The sequence below is a fragment of the Streptomyces sp. NPDC004327 genome, from assembly GCF_042873935.1.
Classification (GTDB): Bacteria; Actinomycetota; Actinomycetes; order Streptomycetales; family Streptomycetaceae; genus Streptomyces.
Genome location: NZ_JBIAME010000003.1, coordinates 619,445 through 636,115, shown reverse-complemented (window position 1 = coordinate 636,115; position 16,671 = coordinate 619,445). Strand labels below are relative to the sequence as shown.

Here is a 16,671-nt window from a genome sequence, read left to right as displayed (position 1 = left end):
CCGGTGACCGAGGAGGAGCCGGCACGGGCGTAGGCGCGGCCCGGCTGCTGACGCCGACGCGGTTCGGCCAGGCGGTGACCGAGGAGGAGCCGGCACGGGCGTAGGCGCGGCCCGGCTGCTGACGCCGACGCGGTTCGGCCAGGCGGTGACCGAGGAGGAGCCGGCACAGGCACAGGCGCGGACCCGCCACCGACGCCGACCCGGCTCAGCGAGCCACTCGCCGCCGAGGAGCCGGCCCGCGCCTAGGCGCGGGCCCCGCGCAGCCCCCGCCGGCCGGTCAGGGCAGCACCCGGCACAGTGCCTGGAGCGCCCCCGCCCACGCGCTGTCCGTCGGCGTCGCGTAGCCCACCACCAGCGCGTCCTTCGTGACCGGTGTGTCCGGGTGGCGGAAGCGGTTGATGCCGACGACGGCGAGGCCCTGGAAGGCGGCCGAGCCGACGGTGGCGGCCTCGGTGCCCTCGGGGAGTTCGAGGACGGCGTGCAGGCCGGCCGCGATGCCGCTCACCCGCGTCCCGGGCGAGGCCGCGGCGACGGCGGCCACCAGCTGGTCGCGGCGGCGCCGGTAGCGCAGCCGCATCGCGCGGACGTGCCGGTCGTACGCGCCCGAGCCGAGGAACTCCGCGAAGGTCAGCTGGTCGGTCGCCGACGACGTCCAGTCGACCTCGCCCTTGGCCGCCGTCACCTCCGCCACCAGGTGCTCCGGCAGCACCATCCACGCGAGCCGCAGGCCCGGCGCGAGGGACTTGCTCGCCGTGCCGAGATAGACCACCCGCTCCGGGTCGAGGCCCTGGAGGGCGCCGACGGGCTGGCGGTCGTAGCGGAACTCCCCGTCGTAGTCGTCCTCCAGGATCAGCCCGCCGGTGGCCCGCGCCCAGTCGACGGCCGCCGCCCGCCGGTCGGGGTGCAGGGCGCCGCCCATGGGGAACTGGTGGGCCGGGGTCATCAGGACCGCGCCGACCCCGCTCATCGCCGCCAACTCCTCGGCGCGGGTGCCCCGTTCGTCGAAGGGCAGGGCCGGCATCCGCAGGCCCTCGCGGGCCAGCAGCTTCCAGTGGACGTCGAGGCCGTACGACTCGACGGCCACCTCCCGCACCGCGCGGTCCCGCAGCACCCGCGCCATCATCATCAGCCCGTGCACGAACCCCGAGCAGACCACGATCCGTTCGGGCCGCGCGTGCACGCCCCGGGCCCTTGCCAGGTACTCGGCGAGCGCGGTGCGCAGTTCGATCCGGCCGCGCGGATCGCCGTAGCCGAAGGCCTCGTTGGGCGCGGTCGTCAGCGCCTTGCGGGCCGCCTTGAGCCAGTCGGCGCGCGGGAAGGTGGAGAGGTCGGGCGTGCCGGGGCGCAGGTTGTGCGCGGGGGCGCCGGGGGCCGTACGGGAGGCGGCGGGCGCGGCCGTACGGCTGCGCTCCGGGCGGCGCGCGGCGGACCGCGGGGCCACCCGGGTGCCGGAGCCCTGCCGGGCGGTGAGCCAGCCCTCGGCGACCAGCTCCGCGTACGCGTCGGCGACGGTGTTCCGCGCCACGCCGAGGTCGGCGGCGAGCTGGCGCGAGGACGGCAGCCGCGTCCCCGCCGCCAGCCGCCCGCTGCGCACCGCCTCCCGCAGCGCGTCCATCAGCCCGTGGCGCAGCCCCTGCCCGCCGGTTCCGCCGGTTCCGCCGGTTCCGCCGGTTCCGCCGGTTCCGCCGAGGTCCAGGTGCAGGTCGGCGCCGAAAGTGGCCCACTCGTTTGCCATGGAAATGGACCATACCCGGGCACCACCCGGCCCGTACGGTGATCGCATGACGACCACCGTGAACGGCACCCAGCAGACCGAGTACGCACACGAGCACCCCGCCCGGATCGCCTTCGCCGAGCTGCACCCGGACTTCTACAAGGCCATGGTCGGCCTGGAGATCGCCGCGTCGAAGCACGTCGACCCGGTCCTCTACGAGCTGGTCAAGCTGCGCGCCTCGCAGATCAACAACTGCGCCTACTGCCTCGACATGCACACCAAGGACGCCCTCGCGGCCGGCGAGTCCGTGCAGCGGATCGTGCAGCTGGCCGCCTGGCGCGAGTCGCGGCACTTCTACACCGAGCGCGAGGCCGCCGCCCTGGCGCTGACCGAGGCCGTCACCGTCCTCACCGACGGCTTCGTGCCGGACGAGGTCTTCGCCCAGGCCGCCGAGCACTTCGACGAGGCCGAGCTCGCCCACCTCATCGGCGCGATCACGGTCATCAACTCGTGGAACCGCATCGCCGTCTCCACCCGCATGGTGCCGGGCCACTACACGCCGGGGATGTTCAAGCGGTGACCGCCGACATCCTGCGGGCGCTGCACCACGAGCGGCCCGCCACCCGCCCGCTGGTCCTGCCGGGGCCCTGGGACGTGGCCTCCGCGCGCGCCTTCGAAGAGGCCGGCTTCCCCGCCCTGGCCACGCCCAGCGCGGGGATCGCCGCCTCGCTCGGATACGAGGACGGGCACACGCCGCCCGCCGAGATGTTCGCCGCCGTCGCCCGGATCGCCCGGGGCGTGGGCGTACCGGTGACCGCCGACATCGAGGACGGCTACGGGCTTGCGCCCGAGGAACTGGTCGCGCGGGTCCTGGAGACGGGCGCGGTGGGCGTGAACCTGGAGGACTCCGACCGTACGGGGGTCGGTCGGGGCCGTCCGCTCCGCGACCCGCACGAGCAGGCCGAACGGCTCGCCGCCGTGCGGGCGGCGGCCGGGTCCGCGCTCGTCGTCAACGCGCGCGTGGACACGTACCTGCACGGCGGCACCGTCGCCGACGCCGCCGGGCGCGCCCGCCTCTACACGGCGGCGGGCGCGGACTGCGTCTATCCGATCACGGCTCCGGCCGCCGACCTGCCCGCGCTGCGGGACGCGGGCGTCACCGGGCCGCTGAACTTCCTGGCCCGGCCCGGCGACCCGTCCTTCGCCGAGCTCGGCGCGCTGGGCGCCACCCGGATCACCTTCGGGCCCGGACTGCTCCGGCGCACGCTCGCGGGCGTCGGCGAACTCGCCCGCGAGCTGCTCACGGAACCGGCCGACGAGCCGGTCACGAACCGGGCTTGAAGAACCTGAGGGCCGTGTCGAGGGTCTCCCGCTGCCCGGGCCAGTCCGTCTCCGGCCCGGCGGCGAGCACGGCGTACTGCCGCCCGTCGCTGCCGGTGAAGGCCCGGTCGACGACCTTCCGGCGGCCCTCCGTCCGGTCGTACGCGTACACCAGCTCGGCCTCCTTCCCGTCCGTCCCGGTCCGTTCGAGGCTGATCTCCTGGTAGCCGGGGTTCTTCTCGGCGAGGTTCCGCGAGGTCTCCCGGAGCGCGTCGTACGGGCTCAGGCCGGGCTCGTCGATCGTGAACACCTGCACCAGGCTCGCCCCGTCGGGCGCGTTGTAGAACACGCTCGCCCCGGACGTGGTGCGGTTCCAGCCCTCGGGCACGGCGATCGTGAAGCCGGCGACGTCCTCGACCAGCCGGGTCCCGGGAGGCGGCGCGCCCTCGGACGGCGACGCGGAATCGGACGCGGAGTCGGAGGCGGAGGGCGCACCGGACGAGGTGACCGGCGCCTCGGACGCGGTCGCACTCGGCCCGGCCGTCGGCCCCGGCCCCGTACCCGAGTCGCGCCCCCACAGCAGCCAGCCCCCGACGCCCCCGGCCACGAGCACCGCCACCACGGCGGCGGCCACGAGCACGTTCCGCGAGGGCCCCGACCGGGGCGCGGGCGGAGGCCCGGGCAGATAGGGCGGCGGGGGCGGTACGACGGGGCCGTGGGCTGCGGGGTCGTAGCCGTGTGCGGGTGCGGGGCCGGGCCCAGCCGCGGGCGCGGGCGCCGGCACGACGATGGGTGCGGGCGCGACGACCGGCCCGGGGCCGACCACCGGTCCGGGGCCGACCACCGGTCCGGGGCCGACCACAGGCCCGGGGCCGGCCACAGGTCCAGAGCCGGTGGTCGGCTCGGGACCGCCCACGGCTCCGGGTGCCGGAACGGTCTGCGGGGGCGCCGCGGGCGCGGCCGGAGGCGGCGGCGCGGCCTCAGGCGCGCGACCCGGATCCGGTGTCTTCGGCGTCGCCGGCGCGCCCGTCTCCCAGCTCTGCGCCTCGTCGTTCCACCACGCTCCGCCCCCTCCCCCGCCCTTGCTCATCTCAGCCTCCGAGCAGTGCGGCGACGGCCTGGGCGACGGCGGCGCCCGAGGCGAGGAGACCGGTGAGGGCGCCGGCGTCGGCGAGGGCCCGGCGCAGGCCCGTGAGGCGGCCCGGGCTCGCGGCGCCGATGCCCTCGATCTCGTCCTCGGCGTCGGAGAGTTCGGCGTCCAGGGCGGCCGTCTGCTCCGAGGCGACGACGCGGGTCAGGTCGGCGCGGAGCTCGCGGATCGCCCGCAGCAGTTCCTCCTGCCGCTCGTCGCGGGCGGGCTCGGCGCCCCGCACCGTGTACGACACGGTGTTGTGGTCGCCGATGGTGACGTTGCCGCCGGTGTTGGTGACGTGAATGCCGCCGGGCGCGGAGTTGTCGTTGTCAGCCACGGTCGCCTCCGGTCTTCGTGGTGGTGCCGGTGTGGAAGGTCTTGCTGGTGACGGTGTTGTGGTCGCCGATGGTGACGTTCCCCTTGGTGTTCTCGATGAACGTCCCGCCCTCCGCGACGTGCACGATCTTCTGCTCGAACTCGGCGGTCTCGTACCCCGCCTCGCGCAGCGCCACGGTCACGCCGCCCGCCACCCGGTCCTGGACGCTCTTCAGGTAGCGGCTGACGTCCATCTCCTGGAAGAGCGAGGCGCTGCCGTCGGAACCCAGTTCGCGCACGGAGTACCGCGGTCCCTCGGGCAGCGCGCCCGCGTGCCCGCCGGTGGCGAGCCGCCAGACCTGGCCGAGCGCCTTCACCAGGGTGACCACGGCCTGTCCGGCGGAGCGCGGGGTGCGGCCGAGGGCCCAGGCGGCCTTTCCGAAGTAGTGGTTGTTGCGGTAGCGCGCGGCGATCCGGTCGGCGTAGCGGAACCACTGGTCGACCGGGCGCAGCACGTGCGGGGCGACCTCCAGCATCAGCATGCCGCCCTGCGTGTGGACCCGGACGAAGACGGTGGTGACGATCTCCTCGCCCCAGCCGCCGACTCGGATCCGCAGGAAGTGACGGCGGGGCTCGCCGCCCTCCTCGATGGCGGCGGACCGCTGCTGTTCGAAGAACTCGGGGGTGTACGGGGCGGCGGCGCGGCTCGGCAGGTTGCCGACCGGCAGGAAGACGACCTCGTCGATCTCCAGGCCGCGCAGCCGGTCGCGCACGGCGGCCTGGAGCTGCGGGGAGCCGTGCCGCGAGGGCACCCGCAGGGCCTCCAGGAGCGGCACGATGTGCCGCATGATCGCGCTGTTGTCGAGCGGCTCGGGCACGCGGCCGTCCAGGTCCTTGCGGGGGACCAGTTCGACGGAGAGCGACCAGGGCTCGTACGGCTCGCCGGCGCCGCAGAACGGGATCTCGGAGCGGTAGAGGACGAGCCGGGAGTGCTGCTCGGTGCGGATCCGGTCGCGCAGCCGGTGGAACCGGGCGCCCTGGGCCTGCTCGGCGGGGTCACGGGCGAGGTCGGCGAAGTGGTCGCGGTGCAGCTCGTTGGTGAGCGAGCGGGCGGACTGGCCGCGCTGCGCGGCCACCGCCCAGGCGATCAGGAGCGGCACGGCGATGGTGATCCAGACCTCCAGCCGGCCGATGCCCCACAGCTCCTGGGCGGCGCCCGCGGCGAGGGCGAGGGCGAAGGGTCCGGTCGTGTCGTCGAGGCCGCCGAGGAACTCCCAGCGGGTCTCCTCGCCGGCGAACGCGAGGACCAGCAGGAGCAGCACGGACTGGAGGAGGCTCAGCCGTCCGTACCAGCGCAGGAGGAAGGCGGGGACGACGCGGTAGAGGGGCGCGTTCGAGGCGCGGCCGCGGATCCAGCGGGCGACGCCGAGGAACACGAAGGGCAGGGCGAGGAGCAGGACCAGGCCCTTGGTGAGCGGGAAGGCGACGATCCAGAGCGCCAGGATCGCGGCCGCCCAGCCGAGTTCGATGCGGCGGGCGCGCAGGGCGTGGGCGAGGACGCGGGCGGCGTCGATGCCGAGGGAGGGCGCGACGACGCGCTCCTCGTGGACGTAGAGCTGCTCGATGACCGCGTCGCGGAAGGTGTCGTCGAGGTAGGTGCCGGCGCAGAGCAGCCGGGTGGCCTCGCTGGTGCTCGGGTTGCCGCGCGGGTCGGCGGCGGGAGTGCCGGGTGGCGGACCTGGCTGCTGAGGTACGAACGACTGTGTCAAGGTTCCCCCGAGATACCGAACTGTCCGAATTCTCCGGTCAGTTGGCGGAAACGGAGCAGCCAGCATAGAACGCACGGCGCCCCCGGCCGAAAGGGCCGGGGGCACCGGGTGACGCTATGTCAGCACATGCGTGCCGGGGGCGGCGGAGGCTGCCGGGACTCGGATGAGGCCGAGCTCGCGCAAGCCGCGCCGGACTCCGTCCGTCGGACGAGCGGGCTCAGATCAGGCCGAGCTCACTCCGTCCGTCGGGCGAGTGGGCTCAGATCAGGCCGAGCTCGCGCACCGCGTCGCGCTCCTCGACGAGCTCGTTGACCGAGGCGTCGATGCGGGCGCGGGAGAACTCGTTGATGTCCAGGCCCTGGACGATCTCGTACTTGCCGTCCTTGCAGGTGACCGGGAAGGAGGAGATGAGGCCCTCCGGGACGCCGTACGAGCCGTCGGACGGGACGCCCATGGAGGTCCAGTCGCCCTCGGCGGTGCCGTTGACCCACGTGTGGACGTGGTCGATGGCGGCGTTGGCAGCGGAGGCGGCCGAGGACGCGCCACGGGCGTCGATGATCGCGGCGCCGCGCTTGGCGACGGTCGGGATGAAGGTGTCGGCCAGCCACGCCTGGTCGTCGACGACCTCGGCGGCGTTCTTGCCGGCGATCTCCGCGTGGAAGATGTCCGGGTACTGGGTCGCGGAGTGGTTGCCCCAGATGGTGAGGCGCTTGATGTCCGTGACCGAGGAGCCGGTCTTCTGGGCCAGCTGCGTCAGGGCGCGGTTGTGGTCCAGGCGGGTCATGGCGGTGAAGCGCTCGGCCGGGACGCCCTTGGCGGCGGACTGGGCGATCAGGGCGTTGGTGTTGGCCGGGTTGCCGACGACCAGGACCTTGATGTCGTCGGCGGCGTGCGCGGCGATGGCCTCGCCCTGCGGCTTGAAGATGCCGCCGTTGGCGGCGAGCAGGTCGCCGCGCTCCATGCCCGGGCCGCGCGGGCGGGCGCCGACGAGCAGACCGATGTTGGCGCCCTCGAAGCCCTGGTTCGGGTTGTCGAAGATGTCGATGCCCTTGAGCAGCGGGAAGGCGCAGTCGTCGAGCTCCATGGCGGTGCCCTCGGCGGCCTTGACGCCCTGCGGGATCTCCAGGAGGCGCAGCTTGACCGGCACGTCCGCGCCGAGCAGGTGGCCGGAGGCGATGCGGAAGAGCAGCGCGTAGCCGATCTGGCCGGCCGCGCCGGTCACGGTGACATTCACGGGAGTGCGGGTCATGGCGATCTCCAGAAGACAGCTGGCGGTGGGGTTCCGTTGCCCCTGATGCTGGATGTCTCCCCCTGATCGATCGATGTCTCGACGTGAAGAGATATCCAGCGATCAGGCTATCGGACCCGGGGGCATGTGCACCCCCACCCCCTTGTGGTGCGGCTCACTGCCACTCGCCCGCCCCATGGGAACGAGGACGTAGCGGAATGGTCACTTCCGTCACCTCCGTGCCACAACGGCCCGGCGGACCTTGATCCGCGCTTGGCACGTACATGACCCTTGAACACGGCGGCGCCCGTCCTCCCACGGGGGAGAGGACGGGCGCCGTGACCGTCGAGGCGGCCGCCGCGAAGCCGGTTCGGGACCGCCCCGGGGCCGTCTCCATTCGGCCACGCCCCGGGACCGGCTCAGCTGACCGTCAGATGGAGGACGTCCTCCAGGAACGGGATCCGCAGCCACGGCTCCGGCTGCACCATCAGCGCGAGCAGCACGATCAGGCCGCCCATCACGCCGTACGTGATCATGTCGGTGAACCGCGAGCGCACCGCCAGCATCCCCACCGACGGCAGCACCCGCCGCAGCACCGCGCCGGTCAGCAGCGCCGCGCCGATCAGCAGGGTGCCGACGCGGAAGGACTGCGCGAACAGGTCGGTGCCGGTGACGAGCAGGCCGAGCGCGGTCATCCCGAGCACGGTGAGCAGCGGCCACTGACGCGCGGGCGCCGGCGCGTCGCCGGGCGCCGCACGGCCGCCGCCCTCGGGGCGGGCGGTCGTCGTGGTCAGCTTCGCCCGCGGGTGCCGGCGCGAGGCCGCCGCGCCCTCGCCGCCCTCCTCGCCCGCCGGCTCACGCTCGCCCGCGGGCTCGCGCTCGCCCTGGGGTACGTCGGCGGAGGACACGGTCAGCGGACCCCGGCCGCGCGCTCGGCGGCCTCGACGACGTTGACCAGGAGCTGGGCGCGGGTCATCGGGCCCACACCGCCCGGGTTCGGCGAGATCCAGCCGGCGACCTCGGCGACGCCCGGGTGCACGTCGCCGACGATCTTGCCGTCGCCGTTGCGCGAGACGCCGACGTCGAGCACGGCCGCGCCCGGCTTGACGTCCTCCGGCTTGATCAGGTGCCCGACACCGGCCGCGGCGACGATGATGTCGGCGCGCTTGAGGTGGGCCGAGAGGTCCTTGGTGCCGGTGTGGCACTGCGTCACGGTGGCGTTCTCGGAGCGGCGGGTCAGCAGCAGCGGCATCGGGCGCCCGATGGTGACGCCGCGGCCGACGACCACGACCTCCGCGCCGGCGATCTCCACGCCGTAGCGGCGCAGCAGCGTGATGACGCCGTTCGGCGTGCAGGGCAGCGGGGCGGGCTCGTTGAGGACGAGCCGGCCGAGGTTCGTCGGGTGCAGGCCGTCGGCGTCCTTGGCCGGGTCCATCAGCTCCAGGATGCGGTTCTCGTCGATGCCCTTGGGCAGCGGCAGCTGCACGATGTAACCGGTGCACGCCGGGTCCGCGTTGAGCTCCCGGACGACCGCCTCGATCTCCTCCTGGCTCGCCGTCTCCGGCAGTTCGCGCTGGATCGACGCGATGCCGACCTCGGCGCAGTCGCGGTGCTTGCCTGCCACGTACTTGCGGCTGCCCGGGTCGTCGCCGACCAGGATCGTGCCGAGTCCGGGCGTCACGCCCCGCTCCTTGAGGGCCGCCACGCGGACGGTCAGATCGGACTTGATCGCGGCTGCGGTGGCCTTGCCATCGAGAATCTGGGCGCTCATGCGGCCATCCTCCCGGATGACCCCCACCGGTTTCCAATTCGGCGGGAGAAGGCCGGGCTTCGGCCCGCGGAACGGAGGCGCAGATTGCAACTGCACAACTCCGGCGCGTATTCACCGCCTATCGACTGGACAAGAAGTCGCCAATGTGACGACGATGATCCGCGCAAAGCCGCGGGCAGTGCCGGGGGGCAAAACCGCTCATACGTTGTGACACACGTGCTGAACATTCCTCCGCGCGGGCCGCGTCGTCCCCGCAAGAAAACAACGGAGGAACTCCTCGATGAGCTTCGGCGACCCGAACAACCCCTACGGCCAGCAGCCCCAGGGCCAGCAGCCCGGCTACGGCTACCCGCAGCAGGCCCCGCAGGGCGTCCCGCCGCAGCAGGGTTACGGCTACCCGGCCGCCCCGGCGTACGGCGCCCCCGGCGGCTACGGCGCCCCGATGGAGATGCCGGGCACGGTCAAGGCCGCGCGCGTCATGCTGTGGGTCATCGCGGGCCTCCAGGTCATCGGCCTGGCGATCCTGGTGCTCGGCCTCGCCGCCGTCCAGAAGCTGAAGGACGACCCGCAGCTCAAGGCCGACTCGAACTTCGACACGGTCACGAAGTTCGGCACGGGCATGATCTACGCGCTGATCGTGCTCGCGGTGCTCTTCCTCGCCGGTGCCATCTGGGGCGCGCTCCAGTGCGGCAAGGGCGGCAGCGGTGCCCGCACCGGCATCATCGTGCTCGCCTCGCTGGCGATCGTGTTCAGCATCTACCCCTGGTTCCCGCTGAGCCTGATCCACCTCGTCCTGGCGATCCTGATCGTCGTCTTCGTGGCGAAGGCCGACGGCGCGGCCTGGTTCAAGCGCCCGCGCGTCTGATCCGCGGCACGCCCGCGGCAGCGGAAGGGGCCCGGTTCCGTCTGGAACCGGGCCCCTTCCGCGTACGTGGGGGTCCGTACGTGACGCGCCCGCGGGTCCGCCGGCGCACGCGCCGCCGGCGGCTCAGCTCCGCTTCAGCACCACGAACTGGCCCTCCTGCGCCGTCACCTCGTAGCGCGCCCCCGGGTGCAGCTGGCCCGCGAGGCCCGCCGGGTCGGTGACCGGCTGGGACCAGCCGGAATTGAGGTCCAGGGCGATGTAGTCGGGGCGCACGCCGGGCGCGCCGCCGACCCAGTAGACGGTGTGGTCGCCGGTCAGATGGGCCATGAGCGTCACGTTCGTCTCCACGCTCGTGCCCGCCGGCACCGCCGCGACCGCCCGCCGCGCGTCCTCGACGCGGGCGTCGGTCGCGTACGTCTCGGAGCGCAGCAGCTCGTGCAGCGGCATGTTCAGGGCGTGCACGGCCGCGATCGCCGTGGCGACGGGGACAGCGACCTTCCCGTACGACGCGAGCCAGGCGCGCGGCGAGGTGCGCACCGCCCGGACCGCGTCGACCAGGGCGAGGAAGACCACCGGCATGAGGATGGCGCTGTAGTGCCAGAACATGCCCCAGTGGTTCGGGTCCTGGGAGAGGAAGCGCCAGCCGAGCGTCGGCAGGACGAGCAGCATCAGCGGGGAGCGCAGGCACAGGAAGCCGGTGATGCCGACGAGGAAGAGGAGCATCTCCCACTTCTCGGCGTGGCCGAAGGCGCCGACGAGCGAGTCGAGCGCGGACACGTCCGCGCCCTCGCCGGTCTTGTCGATCTTGGCCCAGTAGTCGTACTGGCCGGCCTTGCTGGCGGCCGGGATGAGGACGAGCACGGTGAGCGCGAAGAACGCGGTGCCGAAGGCGGCGAGCCAGGCGCCGAGGCGCTTCCGCCCCTTGACGAAGAGGACCGCGCCGACCATGGCGACGGTCAGGCCCATGTCCTCCTTCACGAGGACGAGCGGCGCGGCCCAGGCGGCGGCCGCGGTCCAGCGGCCGAGCAGCAGCGCCCGGCAGGTCAGGGCGAGCAGCGGGACGGCGAAGGCGATCTCGTGGAAGTCGGACTTGACGGCCTCCTGGAGCCCCCAGGAGAGCCCGTAGGCGACCGTGAGGGAGATGCCGGCGGCCCGGCTGCCGAGCACCTGCTGGGCGGTGCGGCCGACGATCGCGGCGGAGGCGGCGAAGAGCGCGGCCTGCGCGAAGAGGAGCGCGAGCGGGGAGGACCACAGCCAGTAGAGCGGCGCGACGAGCGCCGTCACCGGGCTGAAGTGGTCCCCGAGTATGAGGAAGCCGGGCCCCTTGATGTCGACGATCGGGGCGCGCAGCTCCGCGTAGGCCCGCACGGACTGCTCGAAGATCCCGAGGTCCCAGGAGGGCGTGCGGAACCGCTCGTACTGGATCCAGGAGTAGAGGAAGTAGAGCGCGCCGAGGACGGTGGCGAGGGCGGCGTACGGAAGCACGGGCGCGGGCGCGGGGACGGGCGGCTCGGCGCGGCCCTCCTCCGCGGGCTTCCTGGCCGCGGGAACCCGGGCGTCCGCCGCGGACCCGTTCTGCACATCCAACACCGCGCCCCCATGGACCAGCCGCCGACAGAAGAGCAACCCATTAGAACAGAGTCACGCGGACGGCGGAGGGCCGCAGGCGGGCGGGCGGCCCGCCTGCGGCACTGCACGGATCAGGGACGGATCAGGGTGCGATCAGTGGAAGAAGTGGCGCGTGCCGGTGAAGTACATCGTCACGCCCGCCTTCTGCGCGGCCTCGATCACCAGCTCGTCGCGGACCGAGCCGCCCGGCTGCACGACGGCCTTCACGCCGGCCGCGGTGAGGATCTCCAGGCCGTCCGGGAACGGGAAGAAGGCGTCCGAGGCGGCGTACGCGCCACGGGCCCGCTCCTCGCCGGCCCGCTCGACGGCCAGCTTGGCGGAGTCGACGCGGTTGACCTGGCCCATGCCGACGCCGACCGAGGCGCCGTCCTTGGCGAGCAGGATCGCGTTGGACTTCACCGCGCGGCACGCCTTCCAGGCGAAGGCGAGCTCGGCGAGCTCGGCCTCCGACAGGGCGTCGCCGGTGGCCAGGGTCCAGTTCGCCGGGTCGTCGCCCTCGGCCTGCAGGCGGTCGGTGACCTGGAGCAGGGCGCCGCCGTCGATCGGCTTGACCTCGACCGGGTTGCTCGGGGCACCCTCGGCGCGCAGGACGCGGATGTTCTTCTTCTTGGCGAGGATCTCGACCGCGCCGTCCTCGTAGCCGGGGGCCACGATGACCTCGGTGAAGATCTCGGCGACCTGCTCGGCCATCTCGACCGACACCGGGCGGTTGACGGCGATGACGCCGCCGAACGCGGACAGCGGGTCGCAGGCGTGCGCCTTGCGGTGCGCCTCGGCGACGTCGGCGCCGACCGCGATGCCGCACGGGTTGGCGTGCTTGATGATCGCGACGGCCGGCTCGGCGTGGTCGTAGGCGGCCCGGCGCGCGGCGTCGGTGTCCGTGTAGTTGTTGTAGGACATCTCCTTGCCGTGCAGCTGCTCGGCCTTCGCGAGGCCGCCGGTGCCGTCGACGTAGAGCGCGGCGCCCTGGTGCGGGTTCTCGCCGTAGCGGAGCACGTTCTCGCGGGCGTAGGTGGCGCCGAGGAAGTCGGGGAAGCCGCTGTCGTCCGCCGCCGCGTAGTCGTCGGCGAACCAGGAGGCCACGGCCACGTCGTAGGCGGCGGTGTGCTGGAACGCCTCCGCCGCGAGCCGCTTGCGGGCGGCCAGGTCGAAGCCGCCGGCCTGGACGGCGGCGAGCACGTCGGCGTACCGCTCCGGGCTGGTGACGATCGCCACGGACGGGTGGTTCTTGGCGGCGGCGCGGACCATCGACGGGCCGCCGATGTCGATCTGCTCGACGCACTCGTCCGCCGAGGCGCCGGAGGCGACGGTCTCGCGGAACGGGTACAGGTTCACGACGACCAGGTCGAAGGGCTCGACGCCGAGCTCGGCGAGCTGCGCGCGGTGCGACTCCAGGCGCAGGTCGGCGAGGATGCCGGCGTGCACGCGCGGGTGCAGCGTCTTGACGCGGCCGTCCAGGCACTCGGGGAAGCCGGTCAGCTCCTCGACCTTGGTGACCGGGACGCCGGCGGCGGCGATCTTCGACGCGGTGGAGCCGGTGGAGACCAGCTCGACGCCGGCCTCGTGCAGACCACGGGCCAGCTCTTCGAGCCCCGTCTTGTCGTAGACGCTGACCAGCGCGCGGCGGATGGGCTTAACGGTGTCAGTGCTCACCGACATGAACCTTTCGTCCCTCAATGCTGTAGCCGTTGCGGGCGAGTCGCCCCACGACCTCGACGAGCAGCGAGCGCTCGACGTCCTTGATGCGCTCGTGGAGCGCGGCCTCATCGTCCTCGTCCCGCACCTCGACCACGCCCTGGGCGATGATCGGGCCGGTGTCGACGCCGTCGTCGACGAAGTGGACGGTGCATCCGGTGACCTTGGCCCCGTAGGCGAGTGCGTCGCGCACGCCGTGGGCACCGGGAAAACTCGGGAGGAGCGCCGGGTGGGTGTTGACGACCCGGCCGCCGAAGCGGGCGAGGAACTCCTTGCCGACGATCTTCATGAAGCCGGCCGAGACGACGAGCTCCGGCTCGTACGCGGCGGTGGCCTCGGTCAGGGCGCGATCCCATTCCTCGCGGGTCCCGAAGTCCTTGACCCGGCACACGAAGGTGGGGATCCCGGCGCGCTCGGCCCGCTCCAGACCGGCGATCGCGTCGCGGTCGGCGCCGACGGCGACGATCTCGGCTCCGTAGCCCTCGGGGTCGGCGGCGATCGCGTCGAGGAGCGCCTGGAGGTTCGTGCCGGAGCCGGAGACCAGGACGACGAGACGGGCGGCAGCCACTGGGGTCACTCTTTCCGTGGTGTTTGTGCGGTCGTACGAACGAATCGCATCCCTCGATACGGGGAACCCTACGAAGGGCCCGACCGTCAGCAACGATACCGGCACTCCGGAAGGCCCCCACGGGACGGGGGCGTGACCGGGCGGTAGCGTCAGGGGCCGAAGGCCCGCCGGAACGGGCCGCACCGGGGCCGCACGAGGGCCGCAGCCGCTTACGACAGACCGTCGTCAACGCCTACGACAGACCGTCGACAGACAGAGGGAAGACGTCCAGCAGATGCCGGAGCGCCAGTCCACGAACGACAACAACCCGTTCGCACCGCCGCCGGAGGGCCAGCCGGACCAGCCGTGGCAGCCACGGCACCCGGAAGGTTCGGACGACGGCGCGTCCGGCCCCGGCTGGAGCGCCAGCCAGCCCGGCCGCTCCTCGGACGGCTTCGGCCGCCGCCCCGACCAGCCCTCGGGCGGCCAGGGCGGCGGTCAGGGCGGCCCTGACGGCGGCCAGGGCCCCGGGCTGCGCTGGGACCCGACGGACCCCGCCCAGCGCCGCGCCCGCTATGCCGTGCTCTCCGGCATGTGGGCCTTCTTCTTCTCCTTCTTCATCCAGGAACTCGCCCTCCTCCTCGGCGCCCTCGGCGCCTACTGGGCCATCAGCGCCCTGCGCACCAGGCCCAAGACTCCCGAGGGCCCCCAGTCCCCCGCCGCCCTGGCCGCGACCGCGGCGGCCGCCCGTTCCAAGCAGACGGCGGCGATCGCCGGTCTCGTCACCGCCTCGGTCGCGCTGATGATCGTCGCGAGCGGCTTCGCGGTACAGCTCGCCTACCGCGACTTCTACGAGTGCCGTGCGGACGCCCTGACGAAGCAGAGCCAGCTGGCCTGCAACAGCCTGCTGCCGAAGCCGCTGCAGGACACGTTCGGGGTGCGGGAGTAGCAGGCTCAGTCCTGGGGGCCCGGCGCCGAGGACCTCGGATCCGAGGACTGGGGATCCCAGGGCTCAGGACCCGGGGACCCAGGACCGGAGGACGCGGGAACAGGGCGCCCGGAATCAGAGGACTCGCGACCAGTGGGCTCGCGACCAGTGGGCTCGCGACCAGTGGGCTCGCGATCAGAGGACTCCGGAGCGGCGGACTCGGGATCGGAGGACCCGGGATCCGGGCGCGCTGAGGCTGCGGGAGGTCCGGGCGCGGGCGGCGGGGGCTCCCAGGCGGCCGGGAGGTAGTCGTAGCCCTCGTCGGCCGGATCGTCGTCCAGCGCGTCCAGGGCGTCGAGCGCGTCGAGCCGGGCCAGGGCGCCGGCGGCGTCGGAGGGCGGGCCCGGCGGAGTCGGGTCGTCCGGGAGCGGTACGGGTACGGGTACGGAGGCGGCCGCCCGGGCCGCCCGGCGCTGTGCGCGCCGCCCCCAGGCCCGTACCGCGAAGGCCGTCGGCGCGCCGAGGGCCAGGAACCAGACCAGCGCCGCCGCCCCCGTCCGCCACCAGACCGGACCGAAGGCGGCGAGCCGCCCCGGGCCGAGCGGGCCGCCGGCCGCGGCGGCGAGGACGGCGACGGCGGCGGCGCAGGCGGAGCCCGCGGCGAGGACGGTCAGGGCCGTGTCCCGGAGGCTCCAGCCGGCGGCGGCGCGGCCCACCCGGCGGCCGAGGGCGAGGGCGGCGAGTAGCGGGACGGCGGCGGCCGCCCAGTGCGGCCAGCTGCCGGGTCCCGGGCCGGGCAGCGCGGCGAGCAGCGGGAAGTCCGGGCGGGCCGGCGCGCCGGTGAAGCCGAGCGGGGTGACGAGGGCGCCCGTGCCGAGGGCGAAGCCGGGGCCGAGCCCGTACGCCACGCCCCACACGACGGCGTTCGGCAGCAGCGCCAGCACCAACAGCGTGACCGCGATCCGCCCCGACCACTCGTCCGCGAGCCCGTCGAACGACGTCTGTGCCGCGCCGACGTGCCAGAGCAGCGAGGTCCCGACGAGCACCGCCCCCGCGCCGAGCAGCGCGGTGAGCGCGAGTCCGGCGGCGCGCAGCGCGACCGCGGAGCGTTCCGGCGCCGGCAGCGGCCGGCCGTGCGCCGTCCAGGCGCCGGCGGCGGCCGCGGCCAGCACCGTGGCCGGCGTCCAGGCGCCCGCGGTGACCAGGTCCGCGGGGAAGGCGCCAGCCTCTGTGTAGACCACGACCGCCGCCGCGACCAGCAGATATCCCCCGGCCACCGCCGCCACCGCCCCGGCCGGCGACGGCGTCGGCCGCCCGTCGCCGGGGTCGAGGGTGTCGCGGACCGCGCGGTGCGCGAGCCACAGCGGCAGGACGCCGAGCAGCAGCGGTGTGACGCCGAGCGGCGCGGGGACGCCGGAGACGGTGTCCAGGCGCAGCAGGTCACTCCCATGGGCGAGCAGCCACAGCCCGGCGGCGGTGTGCAGTGCGCCGCCGGGCCCGCCGTCCGGGTACGGCGAGGCGATCCAGGCGGCCGTCACCAGCACGGCGAGGGCCCCGAGGCCCAGCCCGGCCGCGACGCCGCCGCGCACGAAGGCGGTGGCCAGGGCGGCCGGCCGGCGGCCCTGGACCGGGACGTCGGGCACCAGCGGCGGGCGCTGCCCCGCGGTCAGGTGGGTCACGGAAGTCATGCTGCCAGCGACACGCGGTTTGCCCTCGTAACAGGCGAATGGCCGTTGTGTCGCTCAAGATACGTTTATG

15 protein-coding genes are annotated in these 16,671 nt (G+C 74.0%); 4 read left to right on the top strand and 11 right to left on the bottom strand.

Annotated elements, in window-relative coordinates; genetic code table 11:
- Nucleotides 1-277: 277 nt before the first annotated feature.
- Entirely contained in the window at nt 278-1,735 is a 1,458-nt protein-coding gene (locus tag ACFYU9_RS13465; RefSeq protein ID WP_389344623.1) for a PLP-dependent aminotransferase family protein, read from the bottom strand.
- 46 nt (nt 1,736-1,781) lie between these two features.
- Here ACFYU9_RS13465 and ACFYU9_RS13460 point away from each other — a divergent pair, with 46 nt between their 5' ends.
- Nucleotides 1,782-2,294: a carboxymuconolactone decarboxylase family protein gene (locus ACFYU9_RS13460; protein ID WP_389204702.1), complete on the top strand. Its 513-nt coding sequence runs from the start codon at nt 1,782-1,784 to the stop codon at nt 2,292-2,294.
- Nucleotides 2,291-3,055, top strand: coding sequence for an isocitrate lyase/phosphoenolpyruvate mutase family protein (locus ACFYU9_RS13455; RefSeq protein WP_389344621.1), 765 nt, complete (start codon nt 2,291-2,293; stop codon nt 3,053-3,055). Before ACFYU9_RS13460 ends, ACFYU9_RS13455 begins: the two co-directional genes overlap by 4 nt.
- Here the strand turns inward: ACFYU9_RS13455 and ACFYU9_RS13450 are convergent.
- The 6 genes from ACFYU9_RS13450 to ACFYU9_RS13425 form a co-directional block, all read right to left on the bottom strand.
- Nucleotides 3,039-3,668 carry a hypothetical protein gene (locus ACFYU9_RS13450; protein ID WP_389344619.1) on the bottom strand — a complete coding sequence of 210 codons (630 nt, stop codon included), beginning with the start codon at nt 3,666-3,668 and terminating at the stop codon, nt 3,039-3,041. The genes ACFYU9_RS13455 and ACFYU9_RS13450 overlap by 17 nt on opposite strands.
- A 457-nt stretch (nt 3,669-4,125) precedes the next feature.
- Complete coding sequence (locus tag ACFYU9_RS13445; RefSeq protein ID WP_389204706.1) at nt 4,126-4,503, bottom strand: hypothetical protein; 378 nt, start codon at nt 4,501-4,503, stop codon at nt 4,126-4,128.
- Nucleotides 4,496-6,316 (bottom strand): hypothetical protein, encoded by a 1,821-nt coding sequence (locus ACFYU9_RS13440; RefSeq protein WP_389344617.1) that lies wholly within the window; start codon nt 6,314-6,316, stop codon nt 4,496-4,498. The genes ACFYU9_RS13445 and ACFYU9_RS13440 overlap by 8 nt, the downstream gene beginning before the upstream one ends.
- 193 nt (nt 6,317-6,509) lie before the next feature.
- Complete coding sequence (locus tag ACFYU9_RS13435) at nt 6,510-7,499, bottom strand: malate dehydrogenase (RefSeq protein WP_389204708.1); 990 nt, start codon at nt 7,497-7,499, stop codon at nt 6,510-6,512.
- A gap of 398 nt (nt 7,500-7,897) precedes the next feature.
- Nucleotides 7,898-8,488 carry a DUF3017 domain-containing protein gene (locus ACFYU9_RS13430; protein ID WP_389205273.1) on the bottom strand — a complete coding sequence of 197 codons (591 nt, stop codon included), beginning with the start codon at nt 8,486-8,488 and terminating at the stop codon, nt 7,898-7,900.
- Nucleotides 8,389-9,249 carry a bifunctional methylenetetrahydrofolate dehydrogenase/methenyltetrahydrofolate cyclohydrolase gene (locus ACFYU9_RS13425; protein ID WP_389204709.1) on the bottom strand — a complete coding sequence of 287 codons (861 nt, stop codon included), beginning with the start codon at nt 9,247-9,249 and terminating at the stop codon, nt 8,389-8,391. The genes ACFYU9_RS13430 and ACFYU9_RS13425 overlap by 100 nt, the downstream gene beginning before the upstream one ends.
- Before the next feature lie 280 nt (nt 9,250-9,529).
- Between ACFYU9_RS13425 and ACFYU9_RS13420 the strand changes: the two genes are divergently transcribed.
- Nucleotides 9,530-10,114 carry a hypothetical protein gene (locus ACFYU9_RS13420; protein WP_389204710.1) on the top strand — a complete coding sequence of 195 codons (585 nt, stop codon included), beginning with the start codon at nt 9,530-9,532 and terminating at the stop codon, nt 10,112-10,114.
- 123 nt (nt 10,115-10,237) lie between these two features.
- On the opposite strand, the gene ACFYU9_RS13415 is transcribed toward ACFYU9_RS13420, so the two are convergent.
- The 3 genes from ACFYU9_RS13415 to purN all read right to left on the bottom strand — a co-directional run bounded on the left by ACFYU9_RS13415 (nt 10,238) and on the right by purN (nt 14,006).
- Nucleotides 10,238-11,704, bottom strand: a complete 1,467-nt coding sequence (locus ACFYU9_RS13415) for a DUF2079 domain-containing protein (protein WP_389204711.1) — start codon at nt 11,702-11,704, stop codon at nt 10,238-10,240.
- 132 nt (nt 11,705-11,836) lie between these two features.
- Entirely contained in the window at nt 11,837-13,402 is a 1,566-nt protein-coding gene (gene purH / locus ACFYU9_RS13410) for a bifunctional phosphoribosylaminoimidazolecarboxamide formyltransferase/IMP cyclohydrolase (RefSeq protein ID WP_389204713.1), read from the bottom strand.
- Entirely contained in the window at nt 13,386-14,006 is a 621-nt protein-coding gene (purN, locus tag ACFYU9_RS13405; protein ID WP_389344615.1) for a phosphoribosylglycinamide formyltransferase, read from the bottom strand. The genes purH and purN overlap by 17 nt, the downstream gene beginning before the upstream one ends.
- Nucleotides 14,007-14,280: 274 nt before the next feature.
- Between purN and ACFYU9_RS13400 the strand changes: the two genes are divergently transcribed.
- The gene (locus tag ACFYU9_RS13400; RefSeq protein WP_389204715.1) at nt 14,281-14,934 is read left to right on the top strand and encodes a hypothetical protein; all 654 of its coding nucleotides are present in this window, start codon (nt 14,281-14,283) and stop codon (nt 14,932-14,934) included.
- A 5-nt stretch (nt 14,935-14,939) separates the two neighbouring features.
- Here ACFYU9_RS13400 and ACFYU9_RS13395 read toward each other — a convergent pair whose 3' ends face one another.
- Nucleotides 14,940-16,601, bottom strand: a complete 1,662-nt coding sequence (locus ACFYU9_RS13395) for a DUF6350 family protein (protein WP_389344613.1) — start codon at nt 16,599-16,601, stop codon at nt 14,940-14,942.
- Nucleotides 16,602-16,671: the final 70 nt, after the last annotated feature.